General features: G+C 67.7%; 17 protein-coding genes. 16 read left to right on the forward strand and 1 reads right to left on the reverse strand.

Going from position 1 to position 13,864, the window contains the following annotated elements:
* Window positions 1–253: 253 nt before the first annotated feature.
* The 11 genes from FHR20_RS02085 (at window position 254) to FHR20_RS02135 (ending at window position 9,325) form a co-directional block, all read left to right on the forward strand.
* Window positions 254–973, forward strand: a complete 720-nt coding sequence (locus tag FHR20_RS02085) for a CoA transferase subunit A (RefSeq protein ID WP_167298008.1) — start codon at window positions 254–256, stop codon at window positions 971–973.
* Window positions 970–2,031, forward strand: a complete 1,062-nt coding sequence (locus FHR20_RS23110; protein WP_341786393.1) for an HAD family acid phosphatase — start codon at window positions 970–972, stop codon at window positions 2,029–2,031. Before FHR20_RS02085 ends, FHR20_RS23110 begins: the two co-directional genes overlap by 4 nt.
* The gene (locus tag FHR20_RS02095) at window positions 2,028–2,348 is read left to right on the forward strand and encodes a hypothetical protein (RefSeq protein ID WP_167298009.1); all 321 of its coding nucleotides are present in this window, start codon (window positions 2,028–2,030) and stop codon (window positions 2,346–2,348) included. The genes FHR20_RS23110 and FHR20_RS02095 overlap by 4 nt, the downstream gene beginning before the upstream one ends.
* Window positions 2,349–2,351: 3 nt before the next feature.
* On the forward strand, window positions 2,352–3,002 hold the full coding sequence (locus FHR20_RS02100; RefSeq protein ID WP_167298010.1) for a 3-oxoacid CoA-transferase subunit B: 651 nt from the start codon (window positions 2,352–2,354) through the stop codon (window positions 3,000–3,002).
* A 78-nt stretch (window positions 3,003–3,080) separates the two neighbouring features.
* Window positions 3,081–3,764 carry a ferritin-like domain-containing protein gene (locus tag FHR20_RS02105; protein ID WP_167298011.1) on the forward strand — a complete coding sequence of 228 codons (684 nt, stop codon included), beginning with the start codon at window positions 3,081–3,083 and terminating at the stop codon, window positions 3,762–3,764.
* Window positions 3,765–3,949: 185 nt separating this feature from the next.
* On the forward strand, window positions 3,950–4,168 hold the full coding sequence (locus FHR20_RS02110) for a hypothetical protein (RefSeq protein ID WP_167298012.1): 219 nt from the start codon (window positions 3,950–3,952) through the stop codon (window positions 4,166–4,168).
* A 20-nt stretch (window positions 4,169–4,188) separates the two neighbouring features.
* On the forward strand, window positions 4,189–5,151 hold the full coding sequence (locus FHR20_RS02115; protein WP_167298013.1) for an NAD-dependent epimerase/dehydratase family protein: 963 nt from the start codon (window positions 4,189–4,191) through the stop codon (window positions 5,149–5,151).
* Between the two features lie 83 nt (window positions 5,152–5,234).
* Window positions 5,235–6,071 carry a c-type cytochrome gene (locus FHR20_RS02120; protein ID WP_167298014.1) on the forward strand — a complete coding sequence of 279 codons (837 nt, stop codon included), beginning with the start codon at window positions 5,235–5,237 and terminating at the stop codon, window positions 6,069–6,071.
* Window positions 6,072–6,148: 77 nt separating this feature from the next.
* Window positions 6,149–7,591 carry a 3-isopropylmalate dehydratase large subunit gene (leuC, locus tag FHR20_RS02125; protein ID WP_167298015.1) on the forward strand — a complete coding sequence of 481 codons (1,443 nt, stop codon included), beginning with the start codon at window positions 6,149–6,151 and terminating at the stop codon, window positions 7,589–7,591.
* A 146-nt stretch (window positions 7,592–7,737) separates the two neighbouring features.
* Window positions 7,738–8,367, forward strand: coding sequence for a 3-isopropylmalate dehydratase small subunit (gene leuD, locus FHR20_RS02130; protein WP_167298016.1), 630 nt, complete (start codon window positions 7,738–7,740; stop codon window positions 8,365–8,367).
* Entirely contained in the window at window positions 8,330–9,325 is a 996-nt protein-coding gene (locus FHR20_RS02135; protein WP_208413370.1) for an NADPH:quinone oxidoreductase family protein, read from the forward strand. Before leuD ends, FHR20_RS02135 begins: the two co-directional genes overlap by 38 nt.
* 3 nt (window positions 9,326–9,328) lie before the next feature.
* Here FHR20_RS02135 and FHR20_RS02140 read toward each other — a convergent pair whose 3' ends face one another.
* On the reverse strand, window positions 9,329–10,189 hold the full coding sequence (locus FHR20_RS02140) for a hypothetical protein (protein WP_167298017.1): 861 nt from the start codon (window positions 10,187–10,189) through the stop codon (window positions 9,329–9,331).
* Between the two features lie 119 nt (window positions 10,190–10,308).
* Between FHR20_RS02140 and FHR20_RS02145 the strand changes: the two genes are divergently transcribed.
* The 5 genes from FHR20_RS02145 to FHR20_RS02165 all read left to right on the forward strand — a co-directional run bounded on the left by FHR20_RS02145 (window position 10,309) and on the right by FHR20_RS02165 (window position 13,724).
* Window positions 10,309–10,632, forward strand: a complete 324-nt coding sequence (locus FHR20_RS02145) for a DUF1476 domain-containing protein (RefSeq protein WP_137861509.1) — start codon at window positions 10,309–10,311, stop codon at window positions 10,630–10,632.
* Entirely contained in the window at window positions 10,632–10,871 is a 240-nt protein-coding gene (locus tag FHR20_RS02150; RefSeq protein ID WP_086128722.1) for a BolA family protein, read from the forward strand. Before FHR20_RS02145 ends, FHR20_RS02150 begins: the two co-directional genes overlap by 1 nt.
* Window positions 10,872–10,876: 5 nt before the next feature.
* Window positions 10,877–11,203, forward strand: a complete 327-nt coding sequence (gene grxD, locus FHR20_RS02155; protein ID WP_167298018.1) for a Grx4 family monothiol glutaredoxin — start codon at window positions 10,877–10,879, stop codon at window positions 11,201–11,203.
* A 554-nt stretch (window positions 11,204–11,757) separates the two neighbouring features.
* Entirely contained in the window at window positions 11,758–12,126 is a 369-nt protein-coding gene (locus FHR20_RS02160; RefSeq protein ID WP_086128724.1) for a BlaI/MecI/CopY family transcriptional regulator, read from the forward strand.
* Complete coding sequence (locus FHR20_RS02165) at window positions 12,123–13,724, forward strand: M56 family metallopeptidase (protein WP_167298019.1); 1,602 nt, start codon at window positions 12,123–12,125, stop codon at window positions 13,722–13,724. Before FHR20_RS02160 ends, FHR20_RS02165 begins: the two co-directional genes overlap by 4 nt.
* The last annotated feature ends 140 nt before the right edge of the window (window positions 13,725–13,864 follow it).

Below are 13,864 nucleotides of genomic sequence, written 5' to 3' on the forward strand. Positions count from 1 at the left end.
CTCAGGTTCGGATGGCCATCCGGGCCTCTACGTAGGCCTCCGATTCCGCAGTGCAATATGGCAATTTAATTACAATCCTGCCGTGTTGCCTTTGTGCCACACCGCCGGTTCCGATCATCTCCTGTTCAGCTTGGATCGGGGGCGATCCCGCCCGTTGCTGCGGTGCAGCGAAGTTGAAAGCCGGTTCAGGTTCGCTTGACCGGACCTTCCGCGCCGGACTATCGCCCCCGGCGAAGTCAGGAGAGAATCGCGGATGAAGAAGCTCTACCCCAACGCCGAAGCAGCGCTGGAAGGGCTGCTGTTCGACGGCATGACGATCTGCGCGGGCGGTTTCGGCTTGTGCGGCATTCCCGAGCGGCTGATCGATGCGATCCGCGATGCCGGGACCCGGGACCTCACCATCGCCTCGAACAATGCCGGCATCGACGGCGAGGGGCTGGGCAAGCTGCTGCGGACGCGCCAGGTGAAGAAGATGATCTCGTCCTATGTCGGCGAGAACAAGGAGTTCGAGCGGCAATATCTGTCGGGCGAGCTCGAAGTGGAATTCTGCCCCCAGGGCACGCTGGCCGAGCGCTGCCGTGCGGGCGGGGCGGGCATTCCGGGCTTCTACACCAGGACCGGCGTCGGCACGCAGGTGGCCGAGGGCAAGGAAGTGAAGGTCTTCGACGGCGAGGAATATATCCTCGAGCGCGGCATCCGCAGCGACCTGTCGATCATCAAGGGCTGGAAGGCCGACGAGGCGGGCAACCTGATCTTCCGCAAGACCGCGCGCAACTTCAACCAGCCGATGGCGACGGCGGGGCGCATCTGCGTCGCCGAGGTGGAGGAAGTGGTGCCGGTGGGCAGCCTCGATCCCGACCAGATCCATCTGCCGGGCATCTATGTGAAGCGCATGATCGTCGGCGCGCCCTATGACAAGAAGATCGAGTTCCGGACCACCCGTCCCCGCGCAGAGGCCCAGGGGGCCGCGTGAGCCGCGTCTGCGCGATCGCGGGCCTCGCGCTTGCCGCGAGCGGCCTTTCGGGCTGCGTCGCCGCGGCGGCGGTGCCGCTCGGTGCCGCGGTGGGCGTGATCAAGACGTCGCAGGACCACAAGCGCAAGAAGGGCAAGGCGGAGCGGCCGGCGCCGCAGCCGGGCCAGGTCTTCGAGACCGAGGACGGCCAGAAGATCCAGGTCACCAACCTGACCGCGCTGCCGCCGCCGGGCGGCGTGCCGGCGCTGCCGGCTCCCGTGCCGGGAAGCGTGCCGCCCGAGATGCAGTTCCTCTACGGCTCGGGCGAGGCTTCGGCGCTCAGCCTCCAGGCCTATGCGGCGCTGTGGAGCTATGTCCATGGCGAGCTGCGCTTCCGCCGCGACAAGAGCCAGATCACCTCGGTCGTGATGACGCGCGATTCGACGCTGACTTCGCCGCGGTTCGAGACGTGCGGCAAGCGCCCGCTCGCCGTGGTGTTCGACGTGGACGAGACGGTGCTGCTCAACCTGGGCTTCGAGAGCGATGCCGCCCGGCGCGGGCCCGGCTATGACCAGGCCCGCTGGGCGCGCTGGGAGGAAACCGGGGCGGACAAGGTGGAGGCGGTGCCCGGCGCCGCCGAGACGATCGCGGCGATCCGTGGCGACGGCATCACCGTGATCTACAACACCAATCGCTCGGCGAGCACCGCCGCCTTCACGATCCGGGCGCTCGAGCGTGCCGGGCTGGGGCCGGTGACGCTCGGCGACACGCTGATCCTGCGCGACGACGCCGCGCCCGGCGGCAAGGACGAGCGGCGCTGGAAGATCGCCGAGCGCTATTGCATCGTCGCGATGGGCGGCGACCAGCTCGGCGACTTCAGCGACTTGTTCAACGCCAAGGACCTGTCGGTTTCCGCCCGGCGCAACACCACTGCCAACACGCTGATCGCGCCGCTCTGGGGGCATGGCTGGTTCATCCTGCCCAACCCCGTTTACGGCACCGGCCTGAAGGGCGGGATGGACGAGGTGTTCCCCAAGGACAAGCAATGGGCCGATCCGGCCGAGGCGGCGAAACCATGAGCTGGTTGCGCCGATCCGAGCCGGAGCATCCCGGCGCCCTTCCGCTCGAGGGGCATGCGGGCCTGACGGATGATTATTTCGAGCTGGCCCGATTTTGGGTGAGCGCCGAGCAAGGCCGTTCGTTCAGCATCGTCGGCACCATGACGCATTGGCCGCCGGAACTGCTTGGCTCGCTGCTCGTCGAGTGTGTCCAGACCGCCGCAGCCGGCTATTCCGCACACACGGGCCTGCCGGAGGCCGAGGTACTGCAAGGAATCTGGCGGGGATTTGACGAGGAGCGCGCCCGGTTGGTGGCCGACGGCGCAGAGGAGAACTGAGAAATGCCCTGGACACGCGATGAAATGGCGGCACGCGCCGCGAAGGAGCTGCGGGACGGCTTCTACGTCAACCTGGGCATCGGCATTCCCACGCTGGTGGCGAACCATATTCCCGACGGCGTGGAAGTCACGCTCCAGTCGGAGAACGGCATGCTCGGCATCGGGCCGTTCCCCTATGACGACGAAGTCGATCCCGATCTGATCAATGCCGGCAAGCAGACGATCAGCGAACTGCCCCAGTCGGCCTATTTCGGATCGGAGCAGAGCTTCGCGATGATCCGCGGCGGCCATATCGACCTTACCGTGCTCGGCGCCATGGAGATCAGCGAGACCGGCGACATCGCCAACTGGATGATCCCCGGCAAGATGATCAAGGGCATGGGCGGCGCGATGGACCTGGTCGCGGGCGTGAAGAAGATCATCGTGGTGATGGAGCACAATTCCAAGAACGGCGATCCCAAGTTCGTGCCGAGCTGCGAACTGCCGCTCACCGGCAGGAACGTGGTCGACATGATCATCACCGACCTCGCGGTGTTCCAGCGCGCGGATCATGATTCGCCCTTCCGCCTGGTCGAGCTGGCGCCCGGCGTCACCGAAGCGGAAGTCGCGGAGAAGACGACGGCAAAGTACGAAGTGGCGCTGGTCGCCGCTTGAGGGGCGGCATGGCCACATGACTGCGAATTAATCTTCGCCCGGCTGGCGGGGGCGGAAACAAAGGCGTAGCATTCTTCGATGCTAGCATGGTTCCGCCGCCGTTATCTCGACCTGCTCGGCTCGATCTATATCTATAACGAGCATCGTGGGTACACGAGCATCGACCGGGTGCTCGAGGCAGTTAAGGCGCGGGCACCCGACGATCATGCGCTGATCGCCGCCATCGAGAAGCACCGGGCCGACGAGCGCAAGCATTATGTGATGTTCAAGCGCTGGTTCGAGCTGCAGGGCAAGATGCCGCTGCAGGTCGACCGGACCTGCGGGCATATCGACCGGTTCGTCGAGATCATGTTCCGTCGCACGATCGACGAGCTCGATACCCAGGCGGTGATCGATGACGACGCGCAGTTCGAGAAGCTGTGCCGGGTGATCTCCCTCACCGAACGGCGCGGCTACAAGCAGGTCGATGTCCTGCTCCGGCATCCGCTGGTGCGGCACGACAAGGTGCTGATGAAGATCTTCCGGGTCATCGAGAAGGACGAGCCGAGCCACTGGGCGCCCTATGATGGCTGGCTCAAGGCGAACGGCAAGCGCGATCCCCGATGGTGGGAGCGTGCGATCGACGGGTTCATCCATTCCGAGCTGCTGTTCCTCAAGCTGCCGGTGCTGTTCCTCAATCCGGGCGTGAGGCGCCGCACCGAATGGGCGGATGCGCGCGAACCTGCGGAGGCCCGCGCTTCCGCCATCCCCAGCCTGGCCTGATCCTGCCGCTTTCGACGCGCATGCGTGCGGCATGGTCGCCGGCATGTCCGGATTCGTCGCAACATTGCGGCACGGCCCGCCCATCCGATGCATGGGAGTTCGCCGCAGCATCAAGGTCGCACTGCTGCAACCTGCCGGAGAGGGTGTGCCGGGATATCGGCGCACGGGCGTAACGGGGTTTGTGCATGCGTAGGATGGTCTGCGGCCTGACCGGGCTGATCTGTTTCTTTGCCGCCATGGATCTGTCGACCGGCCTCGAGCATGGCGATGCCGCGGCCGAGGCGGAGCGGGGGCGCGGCCTCGGCCGTGCCGCCCATGGCCGCGAGGCGGGCGCCGCGCATTTCTCCACGCATTGGACCGCGCCGTCTTGCCGCTATCTCGTGTCGGACTGGCAGCGGAGCTGACGCTCGTCTATCGAGCGCCCATGCACATTCTCCTGACGGGCTCGTCCGGCTGGCTCGGCCGTTTTCTCGCACCCCTGCTTCGTGCGGAAGGGCATGCCGTCACCGGGCTCGACATAGCGCCGGGCGCGGACACCGATGTGATCGGATCGGTCGCCGACCGCGCACTGGTCGACCGGGTCTTTGCCGAACGCGGGATCGACGCAGTGATCCATGGCGGCGCGCTGCACAAGCCCGACATCGCGCGCTATCCGGCCCAGGCGTTCGTCGACGTCAACGTCGCCGGTACGCTGAACCTGCTCGAGGCCGCGGCCAGGGCCGGGCACGACCGGTTCGTCTTCACCTCCACCACGTCGCTGATGATCAGCCAGACGATCCGTGACGAGGCCGGGGAGGCGGCGACATGGCTCGACGAGGATTCGGGGCCGATCGAGCCGCGCAACATCTATGGGGTCACCAAGCTCGCCGCCGAGCAGCTCTGCCGGCTGGCCTGGCTGAACGACGGGCTCAATTGCGTCGTGCTGCGCACCAGCCGCTTCTTCCCGGAGGAGGACGACACCCATCGCGGGCTTTCCGGCGAGAACATGAAGGCCAACGAGCTGCTGCATCGCCGGCTGACCGCGGAAGATGCCGCGAGGGCCCATCTGTGCGCGCTCGAAAAGGCCCCGGAGATCGGCTTCGATGTCTTCATCGTCTCGGCGCCCACGCCCTTTGCGCGCGCGGACTGCGCCGCGCTCAAGGCCGATGCGCGCGCGGTGATCGCGCGCCACTTCCCCGACGCCCCGGAGCTATATCGTGCCCGGGGCTGGGAACTCCCCGCGAGCATCGGCCGCATATATGACGCCGCGCGCGCCGAACGACGCCTCGGCTTCCGGTGCGAGACCGGGTTCGAGGAAGTCCTGGATGCGCTGCGGACGGGACGGCCGCTGCCCTTTGCCCATGATCCGGCCTATGTCTCGCCCAAGGAGCCGACGGGCGCTGCGTGACCCGCAAGGGGCGGATGGGCTTCGTCGCGGCGGTGTAACGAAACTAGGCTCTGGATCGCGCCCGGGAATCCGGGGGGAATCCGATGCGCAATGTGGTGAAGCTGTTCGAGGCCCTGGTGGCGATCGCGATCGTGCTGGCGGCCGGGCTCTTCGTCGGTTCCGAATGGATCATCGAACGCAGTCACGCCGCGCCGGACGACAGGATCGCCATTCCCCGCGATCCGGCGGCGGTCGCGGAGGGGGGCAGGCTCGCCACGCTGGCGGGCTGCCGCGGCTGCCACGGCCGGAATGGCGAGGGGCGCGTCTGGGCCAGCGACCGGCTGAACGGCACGATCGCGCCGCCGGCCCTCGCCCGCAAGCTCGCGGGGTATTCGGACGCCGAACTCGTCCGGCTGATCCGCTACGGCGTGAAGCGCGACGGCGGCTCGCTCTTCCTCATGCCGACACAGGCGCTGCGCAGCTGGGCCGACGAGGATCTCGGCCGGATCATTGCCTGGCTGCGCACGCTGAAGCCGGACGCGAGGGATTCGCGGGCGGAGACCAGTTACGGCCCGTTGCCGCGCCTGGGCATGCTGACCGGCGGCTTCGAGGAAAGCCGTCGCACCGTCCGGCTCGCGCCGGCGCATCGCCCGCCCGAGACCGGCCGCTATGTCTATGACACCACCTGCGCCGCATGCCACCGGCTGGGCGACGACCATGCGCTGGGCGACGGGCCGGTCGCCCCCGCGCTGGCGGCCAAGGCCGCCGGCTATGATCCCGCGGCTTTCCGCAGGCTGTTGCGCACCGGAGCGGGGCGGCATGGCCACGATGTCGGGCGCATGTCGGTCGTCGCCCGGGAGGCGACCCATGCGCTCGGCGACATGGAGATCGCGGCGCTCCATGCCTATCTGAGGGGCGAGGCGGCGCGGCTGGGCCGCTGACCGGAGAATAGTTCAACTATGCGATGGAAAATTGCACGAACGCTTGCCTGTGCGCAAGAATCGACTAAAGCGCCCGCATGACCGCTCAACCGCGTACCCTTTACGAGAAGATCTGGGCCGACCATGTGGTCGAGCGCCGGGACGACGGAACCTGCCTGATCTATATCGACCGCCACCTCGTCCATGAGGTGACCAGCCCCCAGGCCTTTGCCGGCCTGCGCGCGGCGGGGCGGCCGGTGCGCCGCCCGGACCTGACGCTCGCGGTCCCCGATCACAACCTGCCGACCACGCCGCGCGCGGATGCCGCGGGGCAGATGCTGCCGATCGCCGATCCGGCAAGCGCGGGCCAGCTCGCCGCGTTGCGCGGGAACGTGGCGGAGTTCGGCGTGCCCTATATCGACGCGCTCGATGCGCGGCAGGGCATCGTGCATGTGATCGGGCCCGAACAGGGCTTCACCCTGCCCGGCGCCACGCTGGTGTGCGGCGACAGCCACACTTCCGCGCACGGCGCGCTGGGCGCTCTGGCCTTCGGCATCGGCACCAGCGAGGTCGAGCATGTCCTCGCCACGCAGACCTTGCTGCTGAAACGGTCCAGGACGCTCGAGATCCGGGTCGACGGCAGCCTGGGCTTCGGCGTGAGCCCCAAGGACGTGGTGCTGGCGATCATCGGCAGGATCGGCGCGGCCGGCGGCACCGGCCATGTCATCGAGTTCACCGGCGACGTGATCCGCGGCATGTCGATCGAGGGGCGGCTGACCGTCTCGAACATGTCGATCGAGGGCGGCGCCCGCTCGGGCCTGATCGCGCCCGACGAGACGACCTATGCCTATCTCAAGGGGCGCCCGATGGCACCGGCCGGCGAGGCGTGGGACAAGGCCGTAGCCTGGTGGAGGACGCTGCCCAGCGATGCCGGCGCCGCGTACGACAAGAGCGTGGTCCTGCAGGCCAGCGACATCGCGCCGTCGCTCACCTGGGGCACCAGCCCGGAGGACGTGGTGCCGATCACCGGCGCCGTGCCCGATCCGGAGAGCTTCGTGGACCCCGCCAAGCGCGCCGCGGCGCAGAAGTCGCTGGATTATATGGGGCTGGTCCCGGGCACGCGGATGGAGGACGTTCCCATCGAGCATGTCTTCATCGGCTCGTGCACCAACAGCCGGATCGAGGACCTGCGCGCCGCTGCGGCGGTAGTGAAGGGGCATCGCGTCGCCGACCGTATCCGCCAGGCGCTGATCGTGCCGGGTTCCGGCCTGGTCAAGCGCCAGGCCGAGGCGGAGGGGCTGGACCGCATCTTCCGCGAGGCCGGGTTCGAATGGCGCGAACCGGGCTGCTCGATGTGTCTCGCGATGAACCCCGACAAGGTTCCCAGCGGTGAACGTTGTGCTTCCACCTCGAACCGTAATTTCGTAGGGAGGCAGGGTCCGGGGGCGCGGACGCACCTGCTTTCACCCGCAATGGCGGCGGCAGCGGCGATCCGGGGACGCCTCACCGATGTCAGGGAGCTGATGTCGGAGGATGCGTAAGGGGATGTTCTATGAAGCGGGCGCTAGTCGCGTTGATTGCGGGTACGGTGCTGAGCGGCCTGGCCGCGGCCTATGCGGCCACGGGCAAGGCGGTCGAGGCCCGGGCGGAGATCACGGCCACCCGCTGATCCGGGAGGTTGTGTAGCGTGGAAGCCGTTCGCAAGGTCGAAGGGCGCGCCTATCCATGGGGCGCGAGCAATATCGACACCGACATCATCATCCCGGCGCACTGGCTGAAGACCACCACGCGCGAGGGGCTGGGCAAGGGCGCCTTCGAGAGCGTGCGCGCCCAGCCGGGCAATGTCTTCGACGATCCGCGCTATGCGGGCGCGTCCGTGCTCGTCGCCGGCGACAATTTCGGCTGCGGATCGAGCCGCGAGCATGCCGCCTGGGCGCTCGCCGATCTCGGCATCAAGGCCGTGATCGCGCCGAGCTTCTCGGACATCTTCTCGGGTAACGCCTTCAAGAACGGCATCGTGCCGGTGGTGCTGCCGCAGGAAGCGGTGGACCGGCTGGTCGAGGTCGCCAGGACCGACGAGGTCACCGTCGACCTGGAGACGATGACCGTCACCACTCCCTATCAGGATCGCTTCGCCTTCGATCTCGACCCGTTTCGCCGCCAATGCCTGATGGAAGGGCTGGACGAGATCGGCATGACGCTGGCACAAGATACCGCGATTTCGAAATTCGAAGCCGGGATGGCAAAGGATCGCCCCTGGCTCGCGGTGGAGACGGCGAATGAAGGCATTGCTTTCGAAGCAACCGGGCGGACCTGATACTCTAATCCTGGAGGATCTGCCCGATCCGGTGGCGGGCAGGGGGCAGGTCGTGGTCGCGGTGAAGGCCTGCGCGATCAACTATCCCGACTTCCTGATCATCGAGGACAAGTACCAGTTCAAGCCGCCGCGCCCCTTCGCGCCGGGCGGCGAGATCGCCGGCGTGATCGAAAGCGTGGGCGAGGGCGTGGCCGATTGGGCGGTGGGCGACCGGGTGATCGCAGTGACGGGCCATGGCGGGCTTTCGAGCAAGCTGGCGATCGAGGCGGTGCGGCTGTTCCGCCTGCCCGAGGGCCGCAGCTTCGAGGAAGGCGCCGCGCTGCTGCTCACCTATGCGACGACGATCCACGCGCTGCTCGATCGCGGGCATCTGCGCGAAGGGCATACTCTGCTGGTGCTGGGTGCGGCGGGCGGCGTCGGCCAGGCGGCGGTCGAGCTTGGCAAGGCGTTCGGCGCGCGCGTGGTGGCGGCGGTCTCCTCGGAGGAGAAGGCCGCGGCGGCCCGGTCGGCGGGCGCGGATGCGGCGCTCGTCTATGGCCGGGCGCCGTTCGACAAGGACCAGTCCAGGGCGCTGGCCGAGCAGTTCAAGGCGGCGCTGGGTCCGCAGGGTGCGGACGTGATCTACGATCCGGTGGGCGGCGACTATGCCGAGCCGGCACTGCGGGCGATCGGCTGGCAGGGGCGCTATCTGGTGGTCGGCTTCCCGGCGGGTATCCCCAGGCTGCCGCTCAACCTCACCCTGCTCAAGAGCTGCGACGTGTGCGGTGTGTTCTGGGGCGCCTTCGCGGCGCGCGATCCCGAGGCCAATGCGGCGCATGTCGGGCAGTTGTTCCGGCTGTGGGGCGAGGGCAGGATCGCGCCCCGGGTCACCGAGACCTTCGCGCTGGCCGATGGCGGCAAGGCGATCGCCAAGATGGCCGCGCGCCAGGTGATCGGGAAGGTCGTGGTGACGATCTGAGGGCTAGTCGCCGGCGGGGGGAGCGGGAACGCTCTTCCCGCCGGCACCGTCGGTGCAATTGGTCGCGCTCGACTTGCCGTCGACCCCATGCACTTCACATACCAGCGCTCGTGCCGGCGACGTGATCCCGGCGGATGAGCGGCAATAGGGCGTCGCCCGGACGGCCCCGGTGCCGAGATTCCGGTCGCACAGCATCCGTCCGAGCAAGGCGCTGGGCGCGTCCGGATCGCAGAGGCGGCTCGTCTTCTGTGTCGCCAGGTCGTTGTAGTGCGAGTTGACGGCCTGGCTTGCCGAGGGGCGCAGCGTTTCGAGATAGCCGCCGAGATCGGTGATGAAATGCCGAGGCAGGGTGGGATTCGTCCCGTCGCCGCCATTGGCCGCGAGGCTTGCCCGTGCCTGCGTGCCCATGCGCTGGAACAGGGCGAGCTGGGCCTTGGCCTGATCCACCTCGATGACCTGCTGTGCGGTGAGGTCGTTCCGGGTGGCGGCATAGTCGAGAATTGCCTGGAAATAGCCGCTGCCGACGCGGCTGACATATTCCATCAGGACAATGTCGCCGCGATCGACCGTGACGTCGGCCGTCAGGTTGGCGGCAGTCTGGCCGCCCGCCTGCCATGCCGAAACCAGCATGGCGAGGGTGAGAAAGCCGTCGTCGTCGAAGAAGTTGAACGCCTGGCCGCCGGGTGAGGCGGTGCCTGCGACCATCAATGCCGGGAGCGTACGCTTGGCGGTCGGCTGCTCGTAGTTGCCGAGCAGGATGCGGGAATAGTGCACGCTGCATGTCTCGCCGGGGGCCTTCTGCGGCAGGGGTGGCGCAGCGCCCAGCAACGAGAGCGCGAGCGGCGCGGCGATTCCGATCTTCATGATGCCTCCCCCCTTGGTCCCGGGTGCAGGATGCACCATCCGGCGATGGGCGCAACCGTCAGTTGCGGTTGCGCTGCGTTCTCCCTATCTCCGCACCAAACGCCATATAGGGGATTGCAATGACCACGTTCGACGATCGCGAAAAGGCATTCGAGGCGAAGTTCGCGCGCGACGAGGACATGGCCTTTCGCGTCACCGCGCGCCGCAACCGGCTGGTCGGCCAATGGGCCGCCGCGCAGATGAAGCTGACCCCGGAAGAGACCGACGCCTATGCCAAGGCGGTCGTCCAGGCCGATTTCGAGGAAGCGGGCGACGAGGACGTGATCCGCAAGCTGCTCGGCGACCTGCTCGCCGCCGGCATCGAGACCGACGACGCCACCGTGCGCCGCGCGCTCGAGGAGCAGGCGGTCGAGGCGCGCCGCCAGCTGATGGGCGAAGCCTGATGCCGATGGCTGCCGCCGAGATCGAGGACCTGATCAAGGCCGGCATCCCCGATGCCCGGGTCGAGATCACCGATCTCGCCGGTGACGGCGATCATTATGCGGCGCGCGTGGTCGCGCCGATGTTCAAGGGCATGCCGCGGGTGCGCCAGCACCAGGCGGTCTATGCCGCGCTCGGCGGGCGCATGGGCGGCGTGCTCCACGCGCTCCAGCTCACCACCGAAGCGCCGCTCGAGGAGTAAGCGAAGTGACCGACGATACCCAGGCGCGCATCCAGGCGCTGGTCGACAGCAACAACGTGCTGCTGTTCATGAAGGGCAGCCCGCTCTTCCCGCAATGCGGCTTCTCCAGCCGCGCGGTGGCGATCCTGAACCATCTCGGCGCGGAGTTCGAAAGCGTCGACGTGCTCCAGGACCAGGGCATCCGCCAGGGGATCAAGGAATTCTCCGACTGGCCGACCATCCCGCAACTCTATGTGAAGGGCGAGTTCGTGGGCGGTTCGGACATCATGATGGAGATGTTCGAGAGCGGCGAGCTGGGCGAGCTGCTGGCCGAGAAGGGTGCGGCCGCCTGAGCGCGGCCGGCGACCGATCCTTCCCGGCACCTATCTCCTTCAGGCAAATATCCCCGTTGCGTCATCGAGCCCTTGCCTGAAGGGAAGGGGATGATCGTCATCCTTCTTCATTGCCCCGGCCCGCTGCCGGCGCCGACGCTCCGAGATGGCGAGCGTGTCGGTTTCTGTGGCGATCCCGCCGCGGCGATCGTGCCATAATCAGGCGGCGGACGGCATCCGATCGATTCGTTCTGGGAAGACCCGGGTCGGGTGGGTCGACGCGAGACCGGGGAAAGTAGCGGTCGACCCACCCTGAAATGAAGCGTTGAACGCTTGGGGTGCCTTATATCCTGCAGCCCCCGTGCCAGTTCGCCCCGACCGCGGATTTCTGCGCCTCATGCTGGTTATCGGCTCTTAACCCTCTCGCGCAGCTGTAAGCCGTTCCGACAGTTTCCGGCCCTGAGGGCGAAGGGCAGGTCAAAGATCCGACAGAATTCGTTCAGCCGGCGTTCACCCGCTTGACTACAGACGTAATCGTAACGATTACAACAGTAGTCGAGCGAAAGAGGGACCCGATGACGGAACGGATCAGCGACGCCGAGCACGCCGTGATGGAAGTGCTGTGGGAAGAGTCGCCGCTCACTGCCCAGGAAGTGGCCGAGCGCGTGCCGGCCGAGCGCGGCTGGAGCGCCAATACGGTCAAGACTCTGCTCGGCCGCCTGCTCGCCAAGAACATCATCGCGCATCAGGAGGAGGGGCGTCGCTACCTCTATCGCCCGCTGGTGGTGCGCGGCGATTATGTCGCCGGGGAGTCGCGCAAGCTGATGGACCGCCTCTTCGGCGGCCGACTCACGCCGCTGGTCGCGCATCTCGCCGAGCGCGACGAACTCACCGACCAGGACATCGCCGAGATCGAGGCCCTGCTGAAGGAGCTCAAGCAATGACCGGCTGGCTCATCGAGACCTTCGTCGCCACCACGCTGCTGATGCTGCTGGTGCTCGCCGTCCGCGCGCCCGTCCGCCGCGCGTTCGGGCCGCAAATGGCCTATGCGCTGTGGGCGATCCCCGTGATCCGGATGCTGCTGCCGCCGTTGCCGGGCGACTGGCAGCTCACCAGCCTGATCGCTCCCTTCGTCCGCGAGGCGGATGTGCCCGGGATCGTCACCGGCGTGATCAGGCCGGAGGCGCTGCCCACCGGGATCGACAAGAGCGCGGTGACGATCGTCGAGATCGGTGCCGGCAGCCATCCCGCCACTGCGGCGCTGGTCGCGCCCACCTATGGCGCGAGCGGGCCCAGCCTGCTGATCCTCGGCATCGGCTTGTGGGCGATCGGCGCGCTGGCCTTTCTCGGCTGGCACCTGATCGCCCATCGCCGCCACTGCGCGCGCCTGCTCAGGGCCGCCCGCGTCGATCGTACCGTGGCGCAGGGCAAGGTGCGCGTGATCGAGACGGATGCGGTGCACGGCCCGCTCGCCTTCGGCGTGCTGCGCAAATACGTCGCCTTTCCGTGCGACTTCACCGAGCGCTATGACGAGCAGGAGCGCGATCTCGCGCTGGCCCATGAGCTTGGCCATCATGTCCGCGGGGACCTGATCGCGAACTGGGTCGCCCTGTTCGTCCTCGCCATCCACTGGTTCAATCCCGTCGCCTGGAGGGCGTTCCGCGCCTTTCGCGCCGACCAGGAAATGGCCTGCGACGCCCTGGTGCTCGCCGGCCGCGCCCAGGCACTGCGCCATGCCTATGGCCGTGCGATCGTCAAGTCCGCGCATGGGGGTGCGGTCTCGGCGGCATGTCACTTGCACACGATCAACGAAGTCAAAGGGAGGCTACGCATGCTTTCGAAGACCCACAAGAATACCCCCGCCCGTCTCGCCATCGGCCTGATCGGCACCGGCGCGCTCGGCCTCGCCGCCCTCGGCCTCACGGCCTCTGGCACGCAGGCCGCCGAGCAGATCAAGGCGAAGGTGGAGACCGTCACCGGCGTGAAGCTGGACCAGGACGTACCCGCGCCGCCGGCGCCGCCGGTTGCGGCCGAGCCGGCCGCTCCGCGGGCGCCCGCCGCCGCGCCGGAAGCGCCCGCGGCCCCGGCCCGGGTCGAGCGCTACGTCTATCGCTCCACCGAGGGGGGCAAGGAAAAGGACGACAAGCGCGTCACCAAGATCGTGATGGTGCGTGCCGACGGTTCATCGTTCGAGACGAAGATGCCCGATATCGACGCGATCCGCGCCAGCGTGCCCGAGGTCCGGAACGGCAGGTGCGCGGACACCGCGGACGGCAAGCCCGTCGTCGAGAAGTTCGAGCGCGACGGCAAGAAGGTGATGATCGTCTGCTCCAACCGGATCGAGAAGATCACGATCAATGCCGAACGCGCGGCGGTCGACGCCAAGCGGATGGGCATGCGCAGCGCGATGATGGGCCTGCGCATGGCCCGGCGCTCGATCGAGAGCCAGTCCGATCTCAGCGCCGAGCAGCGCGCCAAGGCGTTGAAGGGCATCGATGAGGCGATCGCCGAAGTCGAGAAGAGCGCCGCCGACGACAAGTGACATGGAGGGGAAGGGCGTTCGTCAAAAAGCCCCTTTCACGAACGCCTTTCGACGGGGCCGGCCGATCTCCTTCGCGGCCGGTCCCGTTTCCGTTTTTCAGGCCGGCCTTGCGCTGCGGCGCGGCAAAGGCCATTTCGGGG

The sequence above is a fragment of the Sphingomonas leidyi genome (assembly GCF_011761945.1).
Taxonomy (GTDB): Bacteria; Pseudomonadota; Alphaproteobacteria; order Sphingomonadales; family Sphingomonadaceae; genus Sphingomonas; species Sphingomonas leidyi.

Coding starts and splice junctions, on each gene's coding strand:
- FHR20_RS02085 (WP_167298008.1), top strand. CDS start 254: ATGAAGAAGCTCTACCCCAACGCCGAAGCAGCGCTGGAAGGGCTGCTG.
- FHR20_RS02095 (WP_167298009.1), top strand. CDS start 2,028: ATGAGCTGGTTGCGCCGATCCGAGCCGGAGCATCCCGGCGCCCTTCCG.
- FHR20_RS02100 (WP_167298010.1), top strand. CDS start 2,352: ATGCCCTGGACACGCGATGAAATGGCGGCACGCGCCGCGAAGGAGCTG.
- FHR20_RS02105 (WP_167298011.1), top strand. CDS start 3,081: ATGCTAGCATGGTTCCGCCGCCGTTATCTCGACCTGCTCGGCTCGATC.
- FHR20_RS02110 (WP_167298012.1), top strand. CDS start 3,950: ATGCGTAGGATGGTCTGCGGCCTGACCGGGCTGATCTGTTTCTTTGCC.
- FHR20_RS02115 (WP_167298013.1), top strand. CDS start 4,189: ATGCACATTCTCCTGACGGGCTCGTCCGGCTGGCTCGGCCGTTTTCTC.
- FHR20_RS02120 (WP_167298014.1), top strand. CDS start 5,235: ATGCGCAATGTGGTGAAGCTGTTCGAGGCCCTGGTGGCGATCGCGATC.
- leuC (WP_167298015.1), top strand. CDS start 6,149: ATGACCGCTCAACCGCGTACCCTTTACGAGAAGATCTGGGCCGACCAT.
- FHR20_RS02135 (WP_208413370.1), top strand. CDS start 8,330: ATGAAGGCATTGCTTTCGAAGCAACCGGGCGGACCTGATACTCTAATC.
- FHR20_RS02140 (WP_167298017.1), bottom strand. CDS start 10,189: ATGAAGATCGGAATCGCCGCGCCGCTCGCGCTCTCGTTGCTGGGCGCT.
- FHR20_RS02145 (WP_137861509.1), top strand. CDS start 10,309: ATGACCACGTTCGACGATCGCGAAAAGGCATTCGAGGCGAAGTTCGCG.
- FHR20_RS02150 (WP_086128722.1), top strand. CDS start 10,632: ATGCCGATGGCTGCCGCCGAGATCGAGGACCTGATCAAGGCCGGCATC.
- FHR20_RS02160 (WP_086128724.1), top strand. CDS start 11,758: ATGACGGAACGGATCAGCGACGCCGAGCACGCCGTGATGGAAGTGCTG.
- FHR20_RS02165 (WP_167298019.1), top strand. CDS start 12,123: ATGACCGGCTGGCTCATCGAGACCTTCGTCGCCACCACGCTGCTGATG.